This is a genomic window from Allobosea sp. FW305-C-101, assembly GCF_058783685.1.
Genome location: NZ_JBYSYT010000001.1, coordinates 1541583 through 1565399 on the forward strand (window position 1 = coordinate 1541583; position 23817 = coordinate 1565399).

24 protein-coding genes, 2 tRNA genes and 1 riboswitch are annotated in these 23817 nt (G+C 67.3%); of the genes, 17 read left to right on the top strand and 9 right to left on the bottom strand.

Annotated features, from left to right (window positions below):
• Positions 1-189 precede the first annotated feature (189 nt).
• The 10 genes from rfbB to AC3WMA_RS07320 all read left to right on the top strand — a co-directional run bounded on the left by rfbB (position 190) and on the right by AC3WMA_RS07320 (position 10270).
• Positions 190-1245: a dTDP-glucose 4,6-dehydratase gene (gene rfbB, locus AC3WMA_RS07275; RefSeq protein ID WP_492284691.1), complete on the top strand. Its 1056-nt coding sequence runs from the start codon at positions 190-192 to the stop codon at positions 1243-1245.
• Between the two features lie 12 nt (positions 1246-1257).
• A complete protein-coding gene (gene rfbC / locus AC3WMA_RS07280) occupies positions 1258-1815 on the top strand; it encodes a dTDP-4-dehydrorhamnose 3,5-epimerase (protein WP_492284692.1) in 558 nt (185 codons plus the stop codon).
• The gene (gene rfbD, locus AC3WMA_RS07285) at positions 1815-2723 is read left to right on the top strand and encodes a dTDP-4-dehydrorhamnose reductase (RefSeq protein WP_492284693.1); all 909 of its coding nucleotides are present in this window, start codon (positions 1815-1817) and stop codon (positions 2721-2723) included. The genes rfbC and rfbD overlap by 1 nt, the downstream gene beginning before the upstream one ends.
• A complete protein-coding gene (gene rfbA, locus AC3WMA_RS07290) occupies positions 2720-3595 on the top strand; it encodes a glucose-1-phosphate thymidylyltransferase RfbA (protein WP_492284694.1) in 876 nt (291 codons plus the stop codon). Before rfbD ends, rfbA begins: the two co-directional genes overlap by 4 nt.
• A 640-nt stretch (positions 3596-4235) precedes the next feature.
• A riboswitch (TPP riboswitch) is annotated at positions 4236-4364 on the top strand.
• 86 nt (positions 4365-4450) lie between these two features.
• Positions 4451-5527 carry a LuxE/PaaK family acyltransferase gene (locus AC3WMA_RS07295; protein WP_492284695.1) on the top strand — a complete coding sequence of 359 codons (1077 nt, stop codon included), beginning with the start codon at positions 4451-4453 and terminating at the stop codon, positions 5525-5527.
• A gap of 5 nt (positions 5528-5532) precedes the next feature.
• Complete coding sequence (locus AC3WMA_RS07300; RefSeq protein WP_492284696.1) at positions 5533-6981, top strand: acyl-CoA reductase; 1449 nt, start codon at positions 5533-5535, stop codon at positions 6979-6981.
• Entirely contained in the window at positions 6971-7762 is a 792-nt protein-coding gene (locus AC3WMA_RS07305; RefSeq protein WP_492284697.1) for an ABC transporter ATP-binding protein, read from the top strand. Before AC3WMA_RS07300 ends, AC3WMA_RS07305 begins: the two co-directional genes overlap by 11 nt.
• Positions 7759-8508: an ABC transporter permease gene (locus AC3WMA_RS07310; protein WP_492284698.1), complete on the top strand. Its 750-nt coding sequence runs from the start codon at positions 7759-7761 to the stop codon at positions 8506-8508. The genes AC3WMA_RS07305 and AC3WMA_RS07310 overlap by 4 nt, the downstream gene beginning before the upstream one ends.
• 5 nt (positions 8509-8513) lie before the next feature.
• Positions 8514-9506 (top strand): ABC transporter substrate-binding protein, encoded by a 993-nt coding sequence (locus tag AC3WMA_RS07315; RefSeq protein WP_492284699.1) that lies wholly within the window; start codon positions 8514-8516, stop codon positions 9504-9506.
• Positions 9503-10270, top strand: coding sequence for an SDR family oxidoreductase (locus AC3WMA_RS07320; protein WP_492284700.1), 768 nt, complete (start codon positions 9503-9505; stop codon positions 10268-10270). The genes AC3WMA_RS07315 and AC3WMA_RS07320 overlap by 4 nt, the downstream gene beginning before the upstream one ends.
• A gap of 9 nt (positions 10271-10279) precedes the next feature.
• Here AC3WMA_RS07320 and AC3WMA_RS07325 read toward each other — a convergent pair whose 3' ends face one another.
• The 6 genes from AC3WMA_RS07325 to katG form a co-directional block, all read right to left on the bottom strand.
• Positions 10280-10669, bottom strand: coding sequence for a c-type cytochrome (locus AC3WMA_RS07325; RefSeq protein ID WP_492284701.1), 390 nt, complete (start codon positions 10667-10669; stop codon positions 10280-10282).
• Between the two features lie 10 nt (positions 10670-10679).
• Entirely contained in the window at positions 10680-11003 is a 324-nt protein-coding gene (locus AC3WMA_RS07330; protein WP_492284702.1) for a hypothetical protein, read from the bottom strand.
• A 26-nt stretch (positions 11004-11029) separates the two neighbouring features.
• Complete coding sequence (locus tag AC3WMA_RS07335; RefSeq protein WP_492284703.1) at positions 11030-12337, bottom strand: sulfite oxidase; 1308 nt, start codon at positions 12335-12337, stop codon at positions 11030-11032.
• 82 nt (positions 12338-12419) lie between these two features.
• On the bottom strand, positions 12420-13205 hold the full coding sequence (locus AC3WMA_RS07340; protein ID WP_492284704.1) for an anti-sigma factor family protein: 786 nt from the start codon (positions 13203-13205) through the stop codon (positions 12420-12422).
• Complete coding sequence (locus AC3WMA_RS07345; protein ID WP_492284705.1) at positions 13202-13723, bottom strand: sigma-70 family RNA polymerase sigma factor; 522 nt, start codon at positions 13721-13723, stop codon at positions 13202-13204. Before AC3WMA_RS07345 ends, AC3WMA_RS07340 begins: the two co-directional genes overlap by 4 nt.
• A gap of 142 nt (positions 13724-13865) precedes the next feature.
• Positions 13866-16040: a catalase/peroxidase HPI gene (gene katG / locus AC3WMA_RS07350; RefSeq protein WP_492284706.1), complete on the bottom strand. Its 2175-nt coding sequence runs from the start codon at positions 16038-16040 to the stop codon at positions 13866-13868.
• A gap of 184 nt (positions 16041-16224) precedes the next feature.
• Here katG and AC3WMA_RS07355 point away from each other — a divergent pair, with 184 nt between their 5' ends.
• The gene (locus tag AC3WMA_RS07355; RefSeq protein ID WP_492284707.1) at positions 16225-17160 is read left to right on the top strand and encodes a hydrogen peroxide-inducible genes activator; all 936 of its coding nucleotides are present in this window, start codon (positions 16225-16227) and stop codon (positions 17158-17160) included.
• A gap of 57 nt (positions 17161-17217) precedes the next feature.
• Here AC3WMA_RS07355 and AC3WMA_RS07360 read toward each other — a convergent pair whose 3' ends face one another.
• Positions 17218-17526 (bottom strand): hypothetical protein, encoded by a 309-nt coding sequence (locus AC3WMA_RS07360; RefSeq protein WP_492284708.1) that lies wholly within the window; start codon positions 17524-17526, stop codon positions 17218-17220.
• Between the two features lie 266 nt (positions 17527-17792).
• Positions 17793-17867, bottom strand: a tRNA-Gln gene (locus tag AC3WMA_RS07365).
• Positions 17868-18015: 148 nt separating this feature from the next.
• Here AC3WMA_RS07365 and AC3WMA_RS07370 point away from each other — a divergent pair.
• The 5 genes from AC3WMA_RS07370 to AC3WMA_RS07390 all read left to right on the top strand — a co-directional run bounded on the left by AC3WMA_RS07370 (position 18016) and on the right by AC3WMA_RS07390 (position 21156).
• Positions 18016-18092, top strand: a tRNA-Pro gene (locus AC3WMA_RS07370).
• Between the two features lie 220 nt (positions 18093-18312).
• Complete coding sequence (locus AC3WMA_RS07375) at positions 18313-18897, top strand: HAD family hydrolase (RefSeq protein WP_492284709.1); 585 nt, start codon at positions 18313-18315, stop codon at positions 18895-18897.
• A 552-nt stretch (positions 18898-19449) separates the two neighbouring features.
• Positions 19450-19605 carry a hypothetical protein gene (locus tag AC3WMA_RS07380; RefSeq protein ID WP_492284710.1) on the top strand — a complete coding sequence of 52 codons (156 nt, stop codon included), beginning with the start codon at positions 19450-19452 and terminating at the stop codon, positions 19603-19605.
• A gap of 485 nt (positions 19606-20090) precedes the next feature.
• Positions 20091-20225 carry a hypothetical protein gene (locus AC3WMA_RS07385; RefSeq protein WP_492284711.1) on the top strand — a complete coding sequence of 45 codons (135 nt, stop codon included), beginning with the start codon at positions 20091-20093 and terminating at the stop codon, positions 20223-20225.
• A gap of 16 nt (positions 20226-20241) precedes the next feature.
• Entirely contained in the window at positions 20242-21156 is a 915-nt protein-coding gene (locus tag AC3WMA_RS07390) for an MBL fold metallo-hydrolase (protein WP_492284712.1), read from the top strand.
• A 9-nt stretch (positions 21157-21165) separates the two neighbouring features.
• On the opposite strand, the gene AC3WMA_RS07395 is transcribed toward AC3WMA_RS07390, so the two are convergent.
• The gene (locus AC3WMA_RS07395; RefSeq protein ID WP_492284713.1) at positions 21166-21942 is read right to left on the bottom strand and encodes a DUF1499 domain-containing protein; all 777 of its coding nucleotides are present in this window, start codon (positions 21940-21942) and stop codon (positions 21166-21168) included.
• 160 nt (positions 21943-22102) lie between these two features.
• On the opposite strand from AC3WMA_RS07395, the gene AC3WMA_RS07400 reads away from it, so the two are divergent.
• A partial coding sequence (locus AC3WMA_RS07400; protein ID WP_492284714.1) for a HAMP domain-containing protein occupies positions 22103-23817 on the top strand: 1715 nt, incomplete at its 3' end.

Here is a 23817-nt window from a genome sequence, read left to right on the forward strand (position 1 = left end):
CCATGAGAGGCCTTGGTTTCGCCGCGGTTCGGGCGTTTCGCTGTCGCGCGAAAACGCTTCGTGATACCTGCGGTTCGGTGAAGGGGGATATGAGTTGAGGCCGACGGTCAGGACCGGCGATCAGGGCGCGTGCGCCTCGCCCGTTTCATCTCTCCGCCTTTACGGCTGCCGCCGCCAGGATTTCATCCCATGCCCCTGAGGTTTCTCGTGACCGGCGGTGCCGGCTTCATCGGCTCGGCCGTGGTGAGGAAGCTGATCGGCGAGACGGAGCATGAGGTCTGCGTCGTCGACAAGCTGACCTATGCCGGCAACCTCGCCTCGCTGGTGCCGGCCTCCGGCAGCAACCGCTACCGCTTCGAGCAGGCCGATATCGGCGACGGGGAGCGGATGAAGGCGATCTTCGCCGATTTCCAGCCCGACATCGTCATGCATCTCGCCGCCGAGAGCCATGTCGACCGCTCGATCGACGGGCCGGCGGCCTTCATCGAGACCAATATCGTCGGCAGCTTTACGCTGCTGCAGGAGACGCTGCGCTATTTCCGGGCGCTGCCGGAGGAGCGCAAGGCGCGCTTCCGCTTCCACCATATCTCGACAGACGAGGTCTTCGGCTCGCTGGGCAGCGATGGGTTCTTCCGCGAGGATACCGCCTATCAGCCGAACTCGCCCTACTCCGCCTCCAAGGCGGCGTCGGACCATCTCGTGCGCGCCTGGCACCACACCTATGGCCTGCCGGTGGTGATGACCAATTGCTCGAACAATTACGGGCCCTATCACTTCCCCGAGAAGCTGATCCCGCTGATGATCATCAATGCGCTGGAGGGCAAGCCGCTGCCGGTCTACGGCAACGGGCTCAATGTGCGCGACTGGCTCTATGTCGACGACCACGCCGACGCGCTGCTGATCGTCGCGACGACCGGCAAGCTGGGCGAAAGCTACAATATCGGCGGCCATAACGAGAAGACCAATCTCGACGTGGTGAAGGCCATCTGCGCCCTCCTCGACGAGTTGCGGCCCGATCCGAAGGGAGCGCGCGCGCGCCTGATCACCTATGTCACCGACCGGCCGGGCCATGACGCGCGCTATGCGATCGATGCCGGCAAGATCGGCCGCGAGCTCGGCTGGGCACCGAAGGAGACCTTCGAGACGGGCCTGCGCCGTACGGTCGAATGGTATCTCGCCAACCCCACGTGGTGGGGCGATATCCGGTCCGGCGTCTATCGCGGCGAGCGCCTCGGCGCGGCCTGAGCGGGGGAAGACATGCTGAGCGTCGAGGCAACGGCGATCCCGGCCGTCAAGATCGTCACGCCGAAGAAATTCGGCGACCATCGCGGCTTCTTCTCGGAAACCTGGAGCCGCAAGGCCTTTGCCGAGGCCGGGCTCGATCTCGATTTCGTCCAGGACAACCAGTCGTTGTCGGCGCCGGTCGGAACGCTGCGCGGCCTGCATTTCCAGTCGCCGCCCTTCGCGCAGGATAAGCTGGTGCGGGTCACGCGCGGCCGCATCCTCGATGTCGCCGTCGATATCCGGGCCGCCTCGCCAACCTTCGGCAAGCATGTCGCGGTCGAGCTTTCCGCCGAAAACTGGAAGCAATTGCTGGTTCCGGTCGGCTTCGCCCATGGCTTCGTCACGCTCGAACCGGATACCGAGGTGCTCTACAAGGTCACGGCTCCTTACGCGCCCGAGAACGATCACGGGCTCGCCTTCGACGACCCGGCGCTCGGCATCGACTGGCGGCTGCCGCTCTCCGGCCTCACCCTCTCCGACAAGGACCGCAAGCATCCTCGCCTCGCCGAGATGCTGCGCTATTTCGACTGATGACACTCCGTATCGCCGTCACCGGTTGGACCGGGCAAGTCGTCTGCGCCATGCTGGAACGTATTCCGGTCGGCGTTGAGGTCATCGCGCTGCGCCGCCCCGACCTCGATCTCGCCGTCCCGAAGACGGTCGCGCCCGCCCTGCGATCGGCCCGGCCCGACGTGATCGTCAACACCGCCGCCTATACGGCCGTGGACCAGGCCGAGAGCGAGCCGGAGCTTGCCATGCGCGTCAACGGCGAGGCGGCCGGCGAGGCGGCGCGGGCCGCGGCCGCGCTCGGCATCCCCGTGATCCAGCTCTCGACCGACTATGTCTTCGACGGCGCGCTCGACCGGCCCTATCGCGAGGACGATGCGACCGGCCCGATCTCGGCCTATGGCGCGAGCAAGCTCGCCGGCGAGCAGGCGGTCGCGGCGGCGACCGACAACCACGCCATCCTGCGCACGGCCTGGATCTACAGCCCCTTCGGCAGGAACTTCGTCAAGACGATGCTGCACCTCGCCGAGACGCGCGACGAGATCGGCGTCGTCGCCGACCAGGCTGGGTGTCCAACCAGCGCGCTCGACATCGCCGATGCGATTTTCACCGTCGCGCGCAATCTGACCGCACGGACGGACGATACTCGCTTGCGCGGCGTGTTCCACATGAGCGCGGCGGGAGAGGCCGTCTGGGCCGATGTGGCCGAGGCGATCTTCGCCGAGCGCGAGCGGCAGGGCGGCAAGCCAATCCGGGTCAAGCGCATCGCCACAGCCGATTACCCGACGCCGGCCCGGCGGCCCGCGAATTCCAGGCTCGATTGCAGCAAGCTTTCACAGGCTCATGGCGTGAGGCTGCCGGATTGGCAGGGCTCGCTCAGTGCCTGCGTCGCGCGGCTGCTTGGGGATCAAGGCAAGGAGCAGCAACGATGAAGGGCATCATCCTGGCCGGCGGCTCCGGCACGCGGCTGCATCCGATGACGCTGGCGATGTCGAAGCAGCTCCTGCCCGTCTACGACAAGCCGATGATCTACTACCCGCTCTCGACGCTGATGCTGGCCGGCATCCGTGAGGTGCTGATCATCTCGACGCCGCATGACCTGCCGAACTTCAAGCGCCTGCTCGGCGACGGTTCCGACTGGGGCATGAGCCTGACCTATGCCGAGCAGCCCCATCCCGGCGGGCTGGCGCAGGCCTATCTGATCGGCGCCGATTTCGTTGCCGGCGAACCATCAGCCCTGATCCTCGGCGACAATCTCTATTACGGCCACAGCCTGCCGGAGATGATGGCACGCGCGACGGCCCGCGCGAGCGGCGCGACCGTCTTCGCCTATCATGTCCGCGACCCCGAGCGTTACGGCGTGGTCCAGTTCGACAAAGCCGGCAAGGCGATCTCGATCGAAGAGAAGCCGAAGGCGCCGAAATCGAGCTGGGCCGTGACGGGCCTCTATTTCTACGACGCCGAAGTGGTCGAGATCGCCCGAAGCCTCAAGCCGTCGCCGCGCGGCGAGCTCGAGATCACCGATGTCAACCGGACCTATCTGGAGCGGGGCGCGCTCTCGGTCGAGTGCATGGGACGCGGCTTCGCCTGGCTCGATACCGGCACGCCCGACAGCCTTCTGGAAGCGGGCGAGTTCGTCCGCACGCTGGAAAGCCGCCAGGGGCTGCGCATCGCCTGTCCCGAGGAAATCGCCACGCGGCGAGGCTGGATTTCGGCTGCGCAGTTGACGCTGCTGGGCGAGAGGCTCGCGAAGAGCGACTACGGACAATACCTGCTGCGCATCGCGGGCGATCTCGGCGGATAGCTCACGCCGGATGCGTCGACACAGGGCTGCAATACTCTCGGGAGCATAGCAGTTCCCGGCCTCGACAACGTCAGGGCTCCATCGTCAACGCGTGGAGCTTCTCATCGACCTCGCGGCGCGATTGGCGACATCGGCGAGGCCCAGGGCGACTGCAGCCAAGGTCAGCACGAGGGCGCCGATTATGCCCAGCGGCACGCTGATATAGGGCGAGCTCCATTTGGGCGGGCCATCGTCGATAGGAGGTCGCATCGCCCAATGTGAACGAGAATGGCTATCGCATCTGGTCATTGGCGCATCCTCTTGAATTAAGGTCGATCTAGATGTGCTTCAATCGAACATTGACCACCACACGCCCAGCATTACCGGAAAGCTGATGACGCCGATATGCGTTGGTGAATCAATGGTAAACGCCTGAACCCGCTATCTTCGTCAGATGCAGCGCAACAGGGAATGTTGCGGACGCACAAACGCTGCCGTTGTCAGTGGCGCACCGGTCTGAGCCGTCTCGAAGCCAATGACGGCACTGTCATAGTCATGCCGAGCAGCTTCGCCACAGTCCGCCACCGAGATTGCCGTGGCCGCAGTTCACGGCGCCTTTTCCTATACTGCTTGACAGCAGGGCCCACCGCTCGTCATCTGCATCCGTTCCCAGGGGGGCCTCGCTAGGAGGCTGAGATTCCGCCGGCTGGGCTTTCGAGCCCGGCAACGCGGTGACCCTCCGAACCTGATCCGGATCATACCGGCGTAGGGATGCGGGACATGCGGCCGTCACAGGCCCTGATTCCAGCTTGCGCTCGTGATCCTCCAGCGATCGACGCTTCGGCTTGGCCGCGCGTCCGAACGGAGTGGGTTGAAGTGACGCAAGCCGAGATCATCGCGGCGCTATCGGCGTTCATCGCGCTTCCCGACGCGTCGGAAGCCGCGTTCGAGGCGATGGCACTCAAGGTCTTCGCCTATCAGTTTCGCAACAACGAGCCCTATAAGCGCTTCTGCCTGCAGCGCGGCCGCACGCCGCTCTCGGTGAAGCGCTGGCGCGACATCCCGGCCGTGCCGATCACCGCCTTCAAGGACCTGACGCTGAGCTGCAGCCCGCCGGAGCAAGCCGAACGCGTCTTCATGACCAGCGGCACGACGCAAGGCATCCGCGGCCGCAGCTACCACCCGACGCTCGACGTCTGGAAGCGCTCGATGCTGGTGAATTTCCGGGCGCGCTTCATGCGTGGGCGCGAGCGCATCCGCATGGGCATCCTCTTCCCGAACGAGACGGAGCTGCCGAACTCCTCGCTCGCCACCTATCTCTCGCTCGCCAAGCGCGAATGCGGCACGGCGGATTCAGAGACCTTCATCAATGCCGCCGGTCTCGATCTCGGCCGCTTGCTGGCAACGCTCGCGCAAGCCGAAGCCAGCGGCGAGCCCTATGCACTGCTCGGCGCGAGCTATTCCTTCGTGCCCGTGCTGGACGCGCTCGCAGCGAGCAACCGGCGCTTCGCCCTGCCGGAAGGCAGCCGCATTCTCGATACCGGCGGCTTCAAGGGCCAGTCGCGCGAACTGGGGCCGGACGAGTTCTATGACGGGCTCAGCGCCGCCTTCGGCGTGCCGCGTTCGGCCTGCATCAACATGTACGGGATGACCGAGCTCAGCTCGCAGCTCTATGACGACGGCAATGCCGTCTGCCCGTCGGTGAAATCCGGGCCGCACTGGATCCGCAGCCGCGTCGTCGATCCGCTGATCGGCGCGGACCTGCCCGATAGCCAGCGCGGCGTGATCGTCCATCACGACCTCGCCCATTTCAACTGCGTCGCGGCGATCCTGACCGAGGATGCCGGCGAGATCGTGCCGGGTGGTTTCAAGCTGCTCGGCCGGGTCGATGGCGAGGCCTCGAAGGGCTGTTCGGTCGCGGTCGCCGAATTCCTCGCAGCGGCGCGAGGCTGATCGCCGTGATCGAGCATGCGGGCCATCTGCCGGGCCTGAACCGCGAGGCGTTGCGCTGGCGCGAGGTCAGTCACAGCGCCTGGGGCGAGAGCGCCACCATCGCGCTGCCGGAGCTCGACGAGGCGCAGGCCGCAGCGCTCTGCACGCATGTGCGCGACAACGCCCGCGCCAAGCTGAAGCGGATGGAGACGGCGCGCATCGTCACCGCGATCGATGCCGCCATCGCGCGCCTGCTCGACCGCAGCCACCCGCTGCGGCGCAAGGCCGAGCACCTGCTGCCGATCGTCACCGGCTATGATCGTGAGACGGTCCGGCTCGGCCTCACCGGCTATCTCAAGACCTTCCGGCGCCCGCAGCTCCTGCGTTTCCTGGCCGAGGACTTCGCCAATCCCGGCCTGCTCGACGGTTTCCAGCCGACGCCCAAGGGCGGTTATCTGCGCGCCCATGGCCCGGAGCTGCTGCTGCATGTCTGGGCGGGTAATGTGCCGGCGCTCTCGCTCTGGAGCCTGATCTGCGGCCTGCTGGTCAAGGCGGGCAATATCGGCAAGCTCGCCTCGGTTGAGCCGCTGACGGCGGGCTGGTTCGCGAGCCTTCTCGCCGAGATCGACCCCGAGATCGGCGAATGCCTCGCCATCACCTGGTGGAAGGGCGGCGAAGCGGCGGCCGAACCGATCTTCCTGCATGCGGCCGACACCGTCATGGCCTATGGCGGCAACGAGACGCTGACGGCGCTGCGCGCCAAGCTGCCGATCACCACCCGCTTCCTGCCGCATGGCCACAAGATCGGCTTCGGCGTGATCGCGCGCGAAGCGCTCGATTCGCGTAAGGCCCCTGCCCTGGCCCGGCTCGCGGCCCTTGATGTCGTGCGCTATGAGCAGCAGGGCTGCTACTCGCCGCAGATGCTGTTCGTCGAGCGCGGCGGTCGCGTCGAACCAGCCGAGTTCGCCCGTTACGTCGCGCAGGAACTGGCCGCCCTCGCCTCCCGCCATCCGCGCCGAGTTCTCTCGCAAGGCGAAGCCGCTTCGATCGCGGCTTGGCGCGGTGCGCAGGAGACGCGCGCGATGGATGGAGCCGCCGAGCTTCTCGGCGAGCCATCCGATCCCTGGAGCGTCGTCCATGTCGAGGCGCCGGAAGCCCTGAGCCCGACTGGGCTGAACCGCACGCTCAAGCTGGTCTCGGTCGAAAGCCTCGACGATGTCCCCGCGCTCGTCGCGCCCTATCGCAGTTTCCTGCAGACGGCCGGCATCGCCGCATCGCCCGAGCGGCTGTTCCGGCTTTCCGAGAAGCTCGGCTCGGTCGGCGTCAGCCGCATCGCGCCGCTTGGCCGCATGACCGCGCCGGAGGCCGGCTGGCATCATGACGGGCGCTTCAGCCTGCTCGACCTCGTCACTTTCACGGAGATCGAGCAATCAGCGGAAGCCGCCGCAGAGGGGTTCGCGCCCTATGTCGACTGAACCGCACAAGCCCGGCTTCGTCACGATCGAGCGGGCCAGCTATCGCTACGAAGCGGCCGGCCCGGCCGTGGTCGATGCGGTCGACTGGTCGATCCCGCGCGGCGAGATTCATTGCCTGCTCGGCCGCAGCGGCTGCGGCAAGACCACCTTGCTTAAGCTCGCCGCCGGCCTGCTGATGCCAAGCGAGGGCGCGATCCACATCGGCGGCGCGGCGCTGGCCGGCCCAAGCCCGCGCGCCGGCTTCGTCTTCCAGGCGCCGACGCTGCTCGGCTGGCTGAGCGCGCTCGACAACGTCCTGCTGCCGGTCTCGCTGAAGCGCCGGCCGAGCATCGCGGACAAGGACGCCGCGCTCGACCTGCTGGAGCGCGTCGGCCTCGCCGATTTCGCGACGCGCCGCCCGGCCGAGTTGTCCGGCGGCCAACAGAGCCGCGTCGCGGTTGCCCGCGCGCTGGTCGGCAACCCCGACCTGCTGCTGCTCGACGAGCCCTTCGCTGCGCTCGATGCATTGACGCGCGAGGAGTTGCAGGACGACCTGCTGCGCCTCTGTGCGCTCCGCGGCACGACCGCGCTCTTCGTCACTCATGATATCGGTGAGGCCGTCTATCTCGCCGACACGGTCGCGGTGATGGCGGCCGGCCGCGTGACGCATGTGCGCCGGATCGAGCTGGTCCGCCCGCGCCATCGCGACATGCGCTATGCGCCCGGCTTCATCGCCGCCTGCCGCGGCTTGCGCGACGCCATGGATGGCGCCGCCACCGTCAATCGGAGGCCGGCGGCATGATGGCCCGCCTGCCCTCGCTCCTGCTGCTCGTTGCCCTGCTTGCCGGCTGGGAAGCGTGGTGCCGGTTCGGCGGCTTGTCGCCGCTCGTCCTGCCGCCGCTCTCCGCCGTGCTCGCGACGCTGTGGAGCGAGATCGCGACCGGGCGGCTCTGGCCGCATCTGGCGATGACTGCCGCCGAGATGGCGCTAGGCCTCGGCATCGGCGCCGTCGTCGGGCTCGGCGTCGGCATCCTGCTCGCGGAATTTCCGGCGCTGAGCCGGCTGCTGCGGCCCTATGTGCTGGCAAGCCAGCTCGTGCCGAAGCTCGCGCTCGGACCGCTCTTCATCATCTGGTTCGGCTTCGGCATGACGCCAACCGTCGTCATCACCGCGCTGATCTGCTTCTTCCCGCTGATGGAGAACACGCTGACCGGGATCAGCGAGGTCGATGCCTCCCGCCGCGAGCTCTTCCGCATGCTCGGCGCCGGCCGGCTCCAGACCCTGCTGCGGCTCAAGCTGCCGGCGGCGCTGCCCGTCATCATGGCGGGCCTGCGCGTGGCGGTCGTGCTGGCGCTGGTCGGCGCCGTCGTCGGCGAGTTCATCGGCGGGCGGATCGGGCTCGGCGCCTCGATCATCGCCGCGCAAAGCGTGATGGATTCGAGCCTGATCTTCGCGCTGTTCATCGTCATCACCGCCCTTGGAATGCTGCTCTACGAGGCCGTGCGCCTGATCGAGCGCCGCGTCCTGCACCGCTTCTCGAAAGGCTAGATCCCATGTCCGCGCTGCGCGCTTTGCTCATGCTCGCTCTCTCCTGCCTCGTCGCCACGCCCGCTACGGCGCAATCGCTCGACAAGGTCACCGTCGCCGGCTGGAGCCAGCCGATCAGCGAGATCACCAATCTGCTGGCCGAGCCTGACAAGGGCTTCTTCAAGGCCAAGGGCATCGCGCTCGACTATGTGCCCGGCAATGGCGGCGGCGCGGCCTTGCAGAACATGCTCGCCGGGCAGGCCGACATCGCCTTCACCGATCCGGCCGCGCTCTATCTCGCGCTCGACAAGGGCGAGAAGCTCGTCGCGATCTACAACATCTATCCGCAGAACGTCTTCAACGTGGTCGCGCTGAAGAGCAGCGGCATCCGCACCGCCGCCGATCTCAAGGGCAAGCGCATCGGCGTCTACAGCCTCGCCAGCGGCACCTACCAGAACCTGCTCGTGCTGCTGCATCAGGTGGGCCTGGGCGAGAAGGACGTGCAGGTCCAACCGACCGGCCTGCTCAATTTCGCGCCGCTGATGCAGGGGCAGGTCGATGCCACCGCCGCGACCGATACTGGCCTGCTCGTCGCCCGCGCCAAAGGCCTGGGCGAGGCCCATGTCATCGAGGTCCGCGACCAGCTCAACCTGCCGAGCGATATCTTCGTCGTGAAGGAGACCTATTACGAGCAGAACAAGCCGCTGCTGAAGCGCTTCCTCGCCGCCTATCGCGATTCCGCCGCCTGGATGATCGCAAAGCCCGAAGAGGCCGCGCGCATCGCCGTCACCCGCGCGATCAACGGCCGCGACGAGGCCGTGAACCTCGATATCATCAAGCTGCGCAATGCATCGAGCGTCTCGCCGACGACGGAGCGCGAAGGGCTTGGCCGCTTCGATCTCGATGCCTTGCAGAAAGGCGCCGACACGTTCCGCAGCCTCGGCCTGATCACCCGCCAGATCGACATGAAGACGGTGGTGAAGAGCGACCTGATCCCCGCGAAGGACGGCGCACCGTGACGTTCCGCGACAAGGCCATCCTCGTCACCGGCGCGAGCCGCGGCATAGGGGCTGCGATCGCGAAGGCCTTCGCGGCCGAGGGCGGGATCGTCATCGTCAACTACCGGACGAACGAGGCGGCAGCCGAGGCCGTCGCTGCGGAATGCCGCGCTCTCGGCGGCGAGGCGCTGGCCATCGCAGCCGACGTCACCTCTCCCCAAGCCGTCGCCGAAATGGCGACGCACATTGCCGAGGAGGTCGGGCGGCTCGACGTCGTCGTGAACAACGCCTTCGCGCCCTATCGCTTCGACCCGGACAACCGCACCCGCTTCTGGGAGACGCCTTGGGAGTCTTACGAGCAGCAATTCGAGGGCGCGGTGAAGGCGGCCTATACGGTCAGCCGCGCGATGCTGCCGCTGCTCCAGCGTCGCAGCGGCGCCAGTATCGTCAATCTCGCCAGCGATCTGGTGACGCGGCCGAGCATTCCCTATCACGACTACACGACGGCCAAGGCCGCTCTGGTCGGCTTCAGCCGCAATCTCGCGGCCGAGCTCGGCCCGCTCGGCATTCGCGTGAACTGCGTCGCGCCGGGGCTGGTCTACCCGACGCAGGCGAGCGCGACGACGCCGGAGGAAGTCCGCGAGATGCTGATCGCGCAGACGCCCTTGCGCCGCATCGCGACGCCGGAGGATGTCGCCGGGCCGGTCCTGTTCCTCGCCAGCGACTGGAGCCGCTTCGTCACCGGACAGGTGCTCCATGTCGATGGCGGGCTGGTCATGGCCTGACGATGGCCCTCACTCAGCCTTCTTGCCGGCGGCGTCGAACTGCTTGAGATAGGCGAGCAGGTCGGCGATGCGCTTCTCGTCCTTGAGGCCGGCATAGATCATCTTGGTGCCTGCCACCTTGCCGCGCGGGTTCTGGATGTATTCGGCGAAGGTCGCCTCGTTCCAGGTGAGGCCGGAATCCTTCATCGCGGCGCTGTAGCTATAGCCGTCGCGCGTGCCGGCCTTCTGACCGACGACACCGTTGAGGATCGGGCCGACCAGGTTCTTGGCGGTCTCGCCCACCTGATGGCAGGCGCGGCACTGGGCATAGACCTTCTCGCCGGCAGCGGCGTCCTGGGCGCGAGCGGGCTGGGTGGCGGCCGCGAGCAGGGCGGCGCCGGCGAGGATTGCGAACTTCATCTCGGAGATCCTATTGCTTGGGAGCGAAGGGGCTGACCCAGCCGCCGCTTTTCGCCGGCGCCTTCGGCGGGAAGGCCTGGGCGAGATAGTCGAGCAGGGTCTTGCGCATCTCCGGATCGGGCTCCGGCATGCTGTGCTTCTCGGTCATCCAGTTCAGCGTCTCGTCCCAGCGAGCGCGATCCATGCCCTGCCGGCCGACGACCTTCATCGAATGGCAGGCGATGCAGTAGCCGAAGGTCTCCTCGCGGCCGGGGAAATCCGGCAGCGTCTCGGCGGTCTCCTCCTGCGCGAAGCCGGCGGAGGGGGCGAGGAGGGTGGCCGCGAGAGCGGCCATCCGAAGCGATTGCGCGAGCACCATCGTCAACCCACCATGATGGCGATGCGATGGAGCGGGTTGGAGCCGTAACCCTGCGGGTTCCAGTTCGTCGCGACATGCGGCTGGGCGACGCTGCGGGAATCGGTCGCGCGGGCCCAGAGCTCGAAATAGCCCTCGCTCGGCAGCTTGAGCTTCCCGGTCCAGCGCACCCAGTCGTAGCGGTTCTTCGGCTTGGCGAGCGTCATGGCGTGCCAGCGCTGGCCGGCATCGAAGGAGACCTCGACCTTCGCGATATTGTGGTCGCCGGCCCAGGCCGCGCCGCGCAGCGTGACCTCGCGCGTCGTGGCCGGCAGGCGCGTGCCGTTGGCGGGCGCGCTGATGATCGAGCGCACCGGCATCGAGGTCAGGTCGGCGAAATTGGTCTTGCCGTCGGCATTCGAGCCGGGAACGAGCGGGACGGTGGGCACGCGATAGGAGGTGCCGCCCATGCCCTGCCCGTCATGCGGCGTCGCGCGGACGAGGATGCGGTTCAGCCATTTCGACGAAAGCGAAGCCGGCCAGCCCGGCACGACGAGGCGCAGCGGGCCACCATGGATATGCGGCAGCGGCTCGCCATTCATCGCCCAGACGATCAGGCAATGCGGCTCCAGCGCCTTCTCGATCGGCATGCCGCGCGAGATCGCGTCCTTGGTGGTGTCGCCCGAGAGATGCGGATCGGCACCGTAATGGCCGGTGAACTTGGCGGATGCCTTGAGGCCCGCCGCCTTCAGCACGTCGGCGAGGCGCACGCCGGTCCATTCGGCGCAGCCGGCGCCGCCATTGGTCCATTGGTTGCCGCGTGCGGCCGGCTGATAGAAGGAACGGCCGTTGCCGCCGCATTCCAGCACCATGCGGAAGGTCTGCGGCTTGAAGCGGGATTTCAGCTCCTTGACCGTCAGCGTCAGCGGCTTGTCGACCTCGCCCTCGATCTTGAGCTGCCAGCCATCGGCATCCTTGATCGGCTCCGGCACCTGACCGTTGTTGCGGATGAAGAATTTCGAGATCGGCGTGGTGTCGTCGTCGAGCAGGCTCTCGGGCGTCTCGGCGACGAGCGGGCGGTCGCCGAGCAGGGTCAGGCCCTTGTCCTTGCCGGGATAGTCGAATGGCTGCGGGCCCTTGGCCGGCGCGGCGGCCGGGGCGCCTTGCGCGGCGGCAGGAGACGGGCGGGCGAGACTGCCGGCAGCGAGGCTCAGGGCGGCGAGGCTGCCGCCGAGAATGAGGCGTCGCGATGTACGGGGGGTATCGGTGGCGCCGGCAGCAGGCACGGCATCGGTATCGGCTGCGCCCTCGCGCAGGTCTGCTTCGTTGAGCATGGCGTTTCTCCCGAGGACATATTCCTCACTGGAGACGACGCTTCAGGCCTTCGATTTATTCCAAGCCGAGAGAAAAAAATTCTCAGCCGAGGCAGGCAGGACCAACGCTGCGCGCCTCGGCCAACGCCGCGACCTGCTCGCGCGGGATGCCGGGCTCGTCCCGCGTGATCCGGGCGACGAGCGCGGCGATGCCGTCGAGGCGGGCCGGATCGATGCCGCGCCCGAGCAGGGCATAGCTCGCCCGCTCGCCGCGCCAGGCGCGGATGGCGAGGCCGTCGCGGTCCTGCACCGCCGGCTGGAGCGGCAACGTCGCCTCGACCGGGGCGATCCAGAGGCCGACACGGCAGCCGTTGGGGCCGACATAGCCGGCGAGCATGCCGCCGCCGCGACGCCCCGCCGGGTCGAGCGAGAGATGGACAAGGCGCAGCGAAGCGAGCGACAGGTCCGGCAAGGCCCCGGCATCGGCACCGGCGAGTTCGACGCCGAGACGGGGTGTCTCGCCGGGCGTGGCCTGGGCGAGCCAGAGCTGATGCGCCGCCACGGCAGCGGAAAGCGACGAGCCCGGCGATTGCCGGTAGCCGATGCCGAGCGAGGCAGCGCCGACGAGCAATACGAGACAGGCGGCGGCAGCCCAGGGCAACCAGCGCGCGACGCGCGGGCGGGCTTGCGGCAACGCGAAAGGCGGTGCCGCCGGCATGGGCGATGCAGCTTTGACGGTGGCGCGCAGCTTCGCCAGTGTCGCGACCTGCGCCGCAGCCTCGCGGTCATGAGCGAGCGCCGCCGCGACCTTGGCGGCTTGATCGGGCTCCAGCTCGCCGTCGACATAGGCGTTGAGCGTGGTCCAGGAGAGGCGTTCGCTATCGGTCACGTGTCGTTGGCTCGTTTGCGCTGCCGCGCGGCGAAGGGGCGGACGGCCCCGCCCTCGATCGCATTCAGAAGCAAAAGCCGCCCCCGGCTGAGGCGGCTCATCACGGTTCCCACGGGCACGCCCAGGATATCCGCCGCCTCGCCATAGCGGAAACCGGCGAGATCGACCAGTTCGATGACTTCGCGATAAGGCTGCTCGAGACGCTCCAGCGCCTGCCTGACGGTGATGACCGCGATCATCCGGTCGTCATGGCGCCATTGCTCGTCTTCGAGCGTCTCCTCGGCAGCCAGCGCGCCGGTCTCGCCGCGGCGATGCTCGTCGATCCAGATATTGCGGAGGATCGCGAAGAGCCAGGCCCGGACGCGCTCCCCCTCTTCCGGCGGTGCGGCAGCGAGCGCCTTGGTCGCGCAGGATTGCAGGAGATCGGCCGCGCCGTCGCGATTGCCGCTCAGGCGCAGAGCATAGGAGAACAGGCGCTCCCAGTTCTGGCGCAGCGCGCGCTCGACGATGATACGCAAGGACGAAGCCCTCCGCAGCGGATGCGCCTGTCTAGCGCAGCCATGGAGAGGCTCCAAGCCTCGCCAAATGCATCACCCCAACGAAAAGCCCCGCCGGTTGGGCCGACGGGGCTTATGACAAAGCGTTATGGCGAGATGCCGATCAGGCCGCGTCGGCGCGGTCGGCGTTCATCACCTTGGCCCAGGCAGCGACGAAATCGTCGACGAATTTCCGGGCATTGTCGTCCTGGGCATAGACCTCGGCATAGGCGCGCAGCACCGAGTTCGAGCCGAAGACGAGGTCGACGCGGCTGGCGGTCCACTTCACCGCGCCGGTCCTGCGGTCGCGGATCTCGTAGAGGCCGTCAGCGGTCGGCACCCAGCTGTAGTGCATGTCGGTGAGGTTGGCGAAGAAGTCGCTGGTCAGCGCGCCGACACGGTCGGTGAACACGCCATGCTTCGTGCCGCCATGGTTGGCGCCGAGCACGCGCATGCCGCCGAGCAGCACCGTCATCTCCGCTGCCGTCAGGCCGAGCAGCTGGGCACGGTCGAGCAGCATTTCCTCGCCGGTGACGACATAGGCTTCCTTCTGCCAGTTGCGGAAACCGTCGGCGAGCGGCTCCAACGGGGCGAAGGAATCCGCGTCGGTCTGCGCGGCGGTGGCATCGCCACGGCCGGGCACGAAGGGCACGGTCACGTCGAAGCCGCCAGCCTTGGCCGCCTTTTCGACGCCGACATTGCCGGCGAGCACGATGACGTCGGCGACGCTCGCGCCGGTCGCCGCTGCAATCGGCTCCAGAACCGAGAGAACCCGCGCCAGACGCGCCGGCTCGTTGCCGGCCCAGTCCTTCTGGGGAGCGAGGCGGATGCGGGCGCCGTTACTGCCGCCGCGCTTGTCCGAGCCGCGGAAGGTGCGGGCGCTGTCCCAGGCGGTCGAGACGAGATCGGCCGTCGACAGGCCGCTTTCAGCGATCTTCGCCTTGACGGCGCCGACATCGTAGCCGACGCGGCCGGCCGGGACCGGGTCCTGCCAGATCAGCTCCTCGGACGGGACGTCCGGGCCGAAATAACGCGATTTCGGACCGAGATCGCGATGGGTCAGCTTGAACCAGGCGCGGGCGAAGGCATCCGAGAACGCGTCGAAATCGTTGAGGAAACGCTCCGAGATCGCCCGGTAGGCGGGATCGACCTTCAGGGCCATGTCGGCATCGGTCATCATCGGGTTGTGGCGGATCGCGGCGTCCTCCACGTCGACCGGCCTGTCCGCGTCGGCGATCGAGACCGGCTCGTACTGCCAGGCACCGGCCGGCGACTTACGCAGCTCCCAGTCATGGCGGAACAGCATCTCGAAGAAGCCGTTGTCCCAGCGCGTCGGATGGGTGGTCCAGGCGCCCTCGATGCCGCTGACGACCTGATCGCGGCCGATGCCGCGGCCCTTCCGGTTCATCCAGCCGAGGCCCTGGTCCTCAAGCGAGCCGCCTTCGGGCGACGGGCTGAGATTGGCCGCATCGCCATTGCCATGGCTCTTGCCGATGGTGTGGCCGCCGGCGGTCAGAGCGACGGTTTCCTCGTCGTCCATCGCCATGCGGGCGAAGGTCTCGCGCATCATCGCGGCGGTCTTGAGCGGGTCCGGCTTGCCGTTCACGCCTTCCGGGTTGACGTAGATCAGGCCCATCTGGACGGCGGCCAGCGGGTTCGCCAGCGTCTTGGCATCAGCGACGTCGCCATAGCGATTGTCGCTCGGCGCCAGCCACTCCTTCTCCTCGCCCCAGTAGATGTCCTTCTCGGGGTGCCAGATGTCCTCGCGGCCGAAGGCGAAGCCGAAGGTCTTCAGGCCCGCGACCTCATAGGCGATCGTGCCGGCGAGCGCGATCAGGTCGGCCCAGCTGACGCGGTTGCCGTATTTCTTCTTGATCGGCCAGAGCAGGCGGCGCGGCTTGTCGGTATTGGCGTTGTCCGGCCAGGAGTTCAGCGGCGCGAAGCGCTGGTTGCCGGTGCCGGCGCCACCACGGCCGTCGGAGATGCGATAGGTGCCGGCGGCATGCCAGGTCATGCGGGCCATGGTGCCGACATAGCTGCCCCAGTCGGCCGGCCACCACTCCTGGCTGTCGGTCATCAGCGCGCGCAGGTCGTTCTTCAGCGCGGCGACGTCGAGCTTCTTCAGCTCCTCGCGATAGTTGAAGTCCTTGCCGAGCGGATTGGTCTTGCTGTCCTGCTGGTGAAGGATGTCCAGGTTCAGGGCGTTCGGCCACCAGCTGGTGACGGAACCGCCGGTCTGGGTCATCCCGCCATGCATGACCGGGCACTTGCCGGCCTTCTTCACGTCGCTGCCGTCCATGATATCCCCCTTCGGAGCCTGCTGAATCGGGTCTTTCCGGAAGGCGCCTGACGCCTCGCGCCGGAAGACGGCGCCTCCCGCATCCGCCCGAAGCCGATGCCGCGCCGTTCCATTCGAATGGTTCTAGGGAAAAGCTATCATAATGAGAACTTGAATTTTCAAATGATCACGATAGGTTTTTCAAATGATCTCGATCAAGCATCTCCGCTATTTCTCAGCTTTGGCCCAGCATCGGCATTTCGGCCGCGCAGCGGATGCCTGCGCGATCAGCCAGCCGGCGCTGTCGCTCCAGATCAAGGACCTGGAGGATCTGCTCGGCGCGCAACTGGTCGAGCGTGATCGCCGCCAGATCCGCCTGACCAGCCTCGGCGAGACCTTTGCCGGGCGGGCCCGGCAGATCCTGCGCTCGGTCGACGAATTGGCGGATCTTGCGCGCGCTTCCAACCCGTCCTTGGGCGGCCGCCTGCGGCTTGGCATGATCCCGACCGTCGCGCCCTATCTCCTGCCGGCCGTGATCCGGCGATTGACCGAGCGCTTCCCGGCGGTCGACCTGCGCCCCCGCGAGGCGGTTACCGGCAAGCTGACGGAAGACCTGATCTCCGGCGGGCTCGATGTCGCCGTCATGGCCCTGCCGGCCTCGGAACCTTCCTTGCAGCATCATCCGCTGTTCGACGAGGAATTCGTCCTCGTCAGGCCGCTCGCCGACCAGAACAGGCCGCCGCCGGGCGTCGAAAGCCTGCGCGCGATGCGCCTGCTGCTGCTGGAGGAAGGTCACTGCTTCCGCGACCAGGCGCTGGCCTTCTGCAACATGGCACCGGGGTTGGCGCAGGACCCCATGGAAGGCAGTTCGCTGGCGACGCTGGTGCGCATGGTCGGCGCCGGCATGGGCGTGACGCTGATCCCGGAAATGGCGATCGCTGCGGAAACCTCAGCGGTCGAGGTCAGCATCGCGCGGCTGGCCGAGCCGCGGCCGGCACGCAGCATCGGGCTGGTCTGGCGCAGGACGAATCCGCTTGCCCAGCATTTCATCGAGATTGGCGAGATCGTTCGCGAGGAGCACGCCATGCTGCGGCGGCGGGATGGTGACGCAAATCCGCTGCCGACCCCGCAGCTCCAATAGAAAAGCGGCCCGTTTCCGGGCCGCTGATCATCAGGAATCTTGGCCGGCGAGGACCGCTTACCAGCCAGGATGACGGCGATAGTATCCCGGGCGCGGCCCGTATCCAGGGCGCGGACCATAGCCGTAGCCCCGGCCATAATAGCCATGACGGGGGCCAGGCCCGTAGCCGCCGCGACCATAGCGCTGCTGGCGCTGGGTCTCGCGCATGATCATGTGGCGCCGTTCGGCAGCCGCCGACCAGGTGTATTCCGCGTCCTGCTGGTCCAGCCGCTGGGCAGTCGATGCCGGCAGATCCTGCGAGGCCATCGCCGGGGCCGCGAGCGCCATGCCGATGCCCAGAGCGGCGAGGGTGAGGAATTTACGCATAAGCTGTCTCCTTGAACTGACCACATTAAACGCGCCAACAGGCCAACGGTTCATGAACCGGATTGTTGGCTGGCGTTCATCAGGCGGGGATTGCCGCCCGATTGCCGGGCGCCTCGCCTGAGTGGTTTGCTGCGCGGCCCTTTGAATGCCCGATTGAGGCAAGGGCACGGCGCGCATCGTTGTTTCCCGGCGGAAGCCTTACGCGCCGCCTTCGACTTTTCCACAAGGGCTATGCAGGGTGCGCTTCTACAAAGATCAGAAGCGCTTGGCTGGGGCGCCAGGATTCGAACCTGGGAATGGCGGTACCAAAAACCGCTGCCTTACCACTTGGCGACGCCCCAATGTGCGGCGCCTTCTAGAACGCGGCGCCGCAACGCGCAACCGTCAAGCGGCCTTGTTCCCGCAGGCGCAGCAAGAATTCCTCCACAACCTGCAAAGAGCCTGTTGCGCCGAAGCCGCGTGCTGGCTATAAGCCGGCCACCAGCGGATCGGAGTGTGGCTCAGCCTGGTAGAGCACCTCGTTCGGGACGAGGGGGTCGCAGGTTCAAATCCTGCCACTCCGACCAAAATTTCCCGATATCTATCAAGATACTAGAAAATCGGCCCTTCGGGGCCTTTTTCTTTGACCGGCAGGTATGCCGAGCGTTTCACGCGTCCCCATCGCCGTGCTTCCACCGCGTGCTTCCGGCCCGCGGCTTCACGCCCAGCCGGCCACGATGATCCACCGGCTTCAGCAGGCCAGACTGCGGCTTGAACGTTCCGCGCCGTCAGCGCTATAGCCACCCGATGGCAAGCACATTCGACATTCCGGCGAGCATTGAAGCGCTCATCTTCGATTGCGACGGCACGCTCGTCGACACCTTGCCGATCTATGCCAGCGCCTGGGCCCATGGCTTCCAACCGTCCGGGCAGGCCATGGAGCGCGACTGGTATCTGAAACGCGCCGGCTATTCCGAACATGCGCTCATGGACCAGTTCGACGCCGACCACGGCGTCACGGTCGATCGGGAGCACGTCATCGACCTGATGCGCCGGAAATTCCTCATGGATATCGCCGCGGTGCAGGAGATCACCGCAATTGCCGGCATTGCCCGGACCCACCAGGGCAGCCTTTCGATGGCGGTCGCCTCCGGCGGCTCGCGCCAGATCGTTTCAGCCTGCCTCGAAGCGACCGGCCTGACCAAGCTGTTCGCGACCGTCGTCACCATCGAGGACGTTGCCAGGCCGAAACCCGCGCCGGACCTGTTCCTCGAGGCCGCTCGCCGCCTTGGGATCGAGCCGACGAAGTGCTGCGTCTTCGAGGATTCGCCGCAAGGCCTGGAGGCCGCGCGCAATGCCGGAATGCTCGCGATCGACGTCCGGACCGTCTGACCCCTCAGCAGGAATCACGCGCCAGGGACAAGGGTCGCACCTCAGGGAAGCCTGCAAGGCACCGGACGTCGCCCCGAGCCCATCGCCCGGCTTCGGCAAGGGCATGAACGAAACGGCACGTCCATCGTGCGATCGAACACCGGTGATCAAGAGGGCTTGTTCGCCGACCGCTTCGTCGGCGCAATAGAGACGCGCTCGTTCAAACCGCCTGGGCAGAGCGTCGGCTCACGCTCCCGGCGTTTCACTCGATGATCGGAGCCCGATCCGCCATCTCGAGGAAAATAGCGATGCAGGCCGCATAACACATCGCGATTGTCAGCATTCCACCCTCCGGACGCCGGAACGTCTCTCGTTTGGACCGACAATAACATCAAAATGCATTCGCATTCGCAGCAATCGTCGCTGCAGTGCAGCCAGAGCTCGTGGAGGCGCCAGGGCGGTGATGCCCGGCCAACGGTTGCCTGTGAAGGATGCGATGCCGCCGGCGAGGGCTCCCGGCGGTTGGCACGAAATGTGCGAAATCCCCGAGACGAGGAAGGGAACCGAACCACAATGACACAGATCGAATTCGGGGTGGCACAAGGCCACCGACCTCAGGTCCTTTCCGAGCAGGCCGTGGCCCTGCTGCTGGCCGGCGTCATCGTCGTCGGGCAGGCGAGCTGGCTCGCTCTGCTCGGCTACGGCACCTGGCACCTGCTGTTCGGGTAAGCCTCGCCAGCGCTCAATCGTGCCATTCGAGGGTTGGGGCGCGATCGGCCAGTTCGAGGAAGATGCCGAGGCACCCAAGCATGATCGTCATCGCGGTCAGCATCGTGCCATCCTAGGCAATCCCGGAACTTCTGTTCCGACGACGATGATCCAGTTGCCCGCTTAATGCGCGGCTAAGGCGCAGCGTTAAGGAACGGTCAATTCATGCCTCAGCAGGCGCGCGCGGCCTCGGCGCTTCGGCCGACCGTCACCCATCCGTCAAACGGCACGACTATTGCGTCGGCCCCGAAACGGAGACCGACATGCTGCGCGACTGCCCGACCGACGCCAAAGCCACCCTCGCCCTGATCGCGATTTCCGCGATCTGCATCCTGGGCTGGCTTGCCGATCTCGGACTTTGAGCGCATTTTCCCGCCCGAGTTGCCCCTGTCATCCGGCTCGACCGGCATCTAGACTACGGCTGCAATGAATCGAATGGTTGGGCCATGAAACGTATTTCCCTCCTTGCCGGCATCCTCGGACTGGCCGTTTTCCTGTCCGGCTGCGACAAATGCGGCAATTTCAGCCCGCTGTTCGGCCCCTATGACACCAAGAGCTGCAGCGGCAAGTCGACCAGCTGAAGCCGTATCGCCCGAGATGAGCGACGAGATCACGTTCGACCGCAGCGCGACGACGGAAGCCGGCACGGTCGCCAGCCTGTCGCCGCTGGTCCGCCGGATCATCGCCGGCAATAGCGGGCCGATGACCTTCACCGGCACCTGCTCCTATATCGTCGGCCGCGGCACCGTCGCGATCATCGATCCTGGTCCTGACGATGCCGGCCATGTCGAGCGCCTGCTGGCGGCGGTCCGCGGCGAGACGGTGAGCCATATCGTCGTCACGCACACGCATCGCGACCATTCCCCGGCCGTGCCGGCACTGAAGGCCGCGACCGGCGCCATGGTGGTAGGATGCGGGCCGCATCGCCCCTCGCGGCAGCTCGGCCTCGGCGAGGGCCGCGTGCTCGACGCCGCCGCCGATACCGATTTCGCGCCGGACCAGGAAATGCGCGACGGCGACACCGTTTCCGGTCCCGGCTGGAGCCTCGCCGCGGTCGAGACGCCGGGCCACACCGCCAACCATCTCGCCTTCACGCTGGCCGAGGAAGCGACCCTGTTCTCCGGTGACCATGTCATGGCCTGGTCGACCTCGGTGGTCGCGCCCCCCGACGGTTCGATGGCCGCCTATATGGCCTCGATCGAGAAGCTGCGCGGACTGGAGCATGCCCGCTACTGGCCGGGTCATGGCGGGCCGGTCACCGAGCCGCAGCGCTTCCTGCGCGGGCTCGTCCAGCATCGGCGCCAACGCGAGGCCGCGATCCTCAACCGGCTCGGCGCAGGCGACGAGACGATCGCCGCGATGGTGCCGGTGATCTATCAGGGCCTGGCGCCGGCCCTGCACGGGGCTGCCGCGCTCTCGGTGCTGGCGCAGCTCGAGGACCTCGTCCTGCGCGGCAGCGTCCTGTCCAGCGACGCCATTCCCGCTCTCGCCAGCCGCTACAGGCTCGCCTGACGCGCCCCCTCAGCGGCTCTCGGTCAGAAGCTCGATCTCGTCGGCGAAGGCCGCGATCCGGGCTGCGTTCGCGCCGAGATCGTGGCTGCCGAGGCGCGAGGCGGAGCGGATATCGATCCGGCTGCCATCGACGCGCGGCCGAATGCGGATGGTGATGTCCTCGGAGAAGCGCAGGATGCGGCCGCGCGCGACGGCCTCGACCCGCCCGGCCCCGCTACGCCCACCCGGCCGCGCCGTCTCCAGCACCTGCCATCCGAGACCCAGCGCCGCCCTTCTGGCGAGATCGAAGGCAGCGTCTGCCGGCAGTTCGAGCAGGATCGGCACGGCCTTGGGATAGGCCTGCCTCTGGAGGCGCCGGCGCTCGGCGGGAAGATCGGGCGGAACCCGCCCGGCGCGCGCGGTCAGCGCAGCCTGCGAGCGGCTGAAGGCGGGCGGATCGTCGATATCGGTCGAGACGTCGGCGAGGGCCGGCCGGGTCACGAGCCGGACCGCGACATAGCCGGCAGGCGCGAGCAGGATGAGCGACAGCAGCATCGCGCCGGCCGCCTTGCCGACGCCGCGATGGCCGGAATGCCAGATGCGGATGAAGGCGAGGATGGCGAGGCCGAGCGCCGCGAGCACGAGAACATAGGCGCCGGCAACCGGCGCAAGCCCCTCGATGCTTGGTTCCCGCAATCGCACGAGCAGCAGCGACAGCAACAGCACCGCACAGGAAAACCAGGCCAGCCGCCGGCTCCAGACGGCCGCGCGCGAAACCGGTTCCTCGAAGACGAGACGGCGGTGCATGCCCTTTCGTGCCCGTCGCGCAACCGGAAGGCAAGCCGCGGGACACGCTAAGCGTAATCTTAATCAAATCGGCAATAAAACGGTGGAACGAGGTCAGCTGCGCCCTGCCCCCCGGCCTTCGTCACCGCCTTATCGCCGCCTGTCACGCCCGAGTGCCGCCGTGAAATTCTTCCCCTCGTCGATCCAGAACTATCTCGTCGCCACCATGGCGTGCCTGTGCGTGCCCGGCATCGGGGCGCTGGGCTACATGGCGTACCAGTCCATCTCGGATGTGCGCACAAACATGGAGCTGGCCGAGCTGGTCGAGGCCGACAAGGCCCTGCTGCTCGCCGGCAACGCGATCCGCACCGCGCGCGGCCAGGCCCAGACCAGCATCCAGGTCGCCGACGATCCGGCCGCGACGCTGAAGCAGATCGAGGAGAGCAATCGCAGCCGCATCGCTGACGCGGTCGCGCAGCTCGGCGAGACCGGCCTGCCGGGCCGCCAGGAGCTGATCGCCGGCATCCTGCAACAGCAGAAGCTCACCGACGCCCGGATGGCCGATCTCTATGCCGAGGCGTCGAAGCCGAAGGCGCAGCGCAGCCTTGCTGCGACCATGCCCTGGTATAACGGCATCGGCGCGATCGAGGCCGCCATCGTCAAGGCCTCGGACGAGACCTCCAATGCCGCCCGCCTCGCCGACCCGATCCTCGCCGACCTGCAGGGCTTCAAATCGGCCGGCTGGGACGTGCGCTCGAATTACGGCACGCAATGCTCGGTGCTCCGCCCGGTCTTCGGCTCGGGCAAGGCGCTGGAAACCGCGCAAATCCGCAGGCTCGGCGAATTGCGCGGCGTCTCCAACACCTCCGGCGAAACATTGAAGCAGCTCGCCTCCCGCCCCGGCGTCGGCAGCGAGCTCGCCCGGAAGGTCGGCGTGATGTCGGCCGAGGTCGAGGCCTCGAACCGCAAGATGGACGAGCTGATCGGCAAGCTCGGCCAGGGAGCCGGTCCCGTCATCGCGGCGGAAGAGTGGACGAAGCAGTGCAATGCGCCGTTCACCGCCATCGTCTCGGCCGTCACCCAGTCGCTCGACGACATGGTCGTGCGGACCGACAAGAAGCTCAACGCCGCCTGGATCAAGCTCGGCATCGTCGCGGCGCTGCTGGCCACCCTGCTGGCGATCTGCGTGATGAGCCTGCGCGGCGTGCAGCGCCGGATCGCGCGGCCGCTGGTCTCGCTGAAATCCGCGCTGGACGAGATGCAGCAGGGCAATTTCGCCAAGGCCATCCCGGCCGCCCCCTCGCCGGACGAGATCGGCGCGCTGAGCGGCGCGCTCGAAATCTACCGTGAGAACGCGCTCGCCCTCGAACAGAACCGGCGCGACCGCGAACTCGCCATGCTCGCCGATGCCGAGCAGGCGGCGCATGTCCAGAAGCTGCTGGGCGAAGTCGCCACCATCGTCGCCGATGCGCGCGAGGGCAATTTCTCCGGCAAGGCGCAGGTCGGCGGCATGGAAGGCCCGTTGAAGGAACTCGTCGAGGGCATCAACGAGATCAACGCGGTTGTTGACGGCGCGACGACGGAGTTCGCGGAGGCCCTGTCGGCGATCGCGGGCGGCGACCTGACCAACCGGGTCGAGACGGCCTATCGCGGCCGCTTCGCCGACCTGAAGGGCGCGATCAACGAGACGGTGGACCGGCTCTCGGACACGGTGGCGACGATCCAGACGACCTCGGCGGACGTTGGCCTCGCCGCGCGCGAGATCAACATGGGCGCCGACGATCTGTCGAAGCGCACCGAGGAGCAGGCCTCCTCGCTAGAGGAGACCGCCGCCACGACCGAGGAGCTCGCGGCCTCGGTCAAGGCCTCGGCCCAGGCCTCGAAGGATGCCGCCCG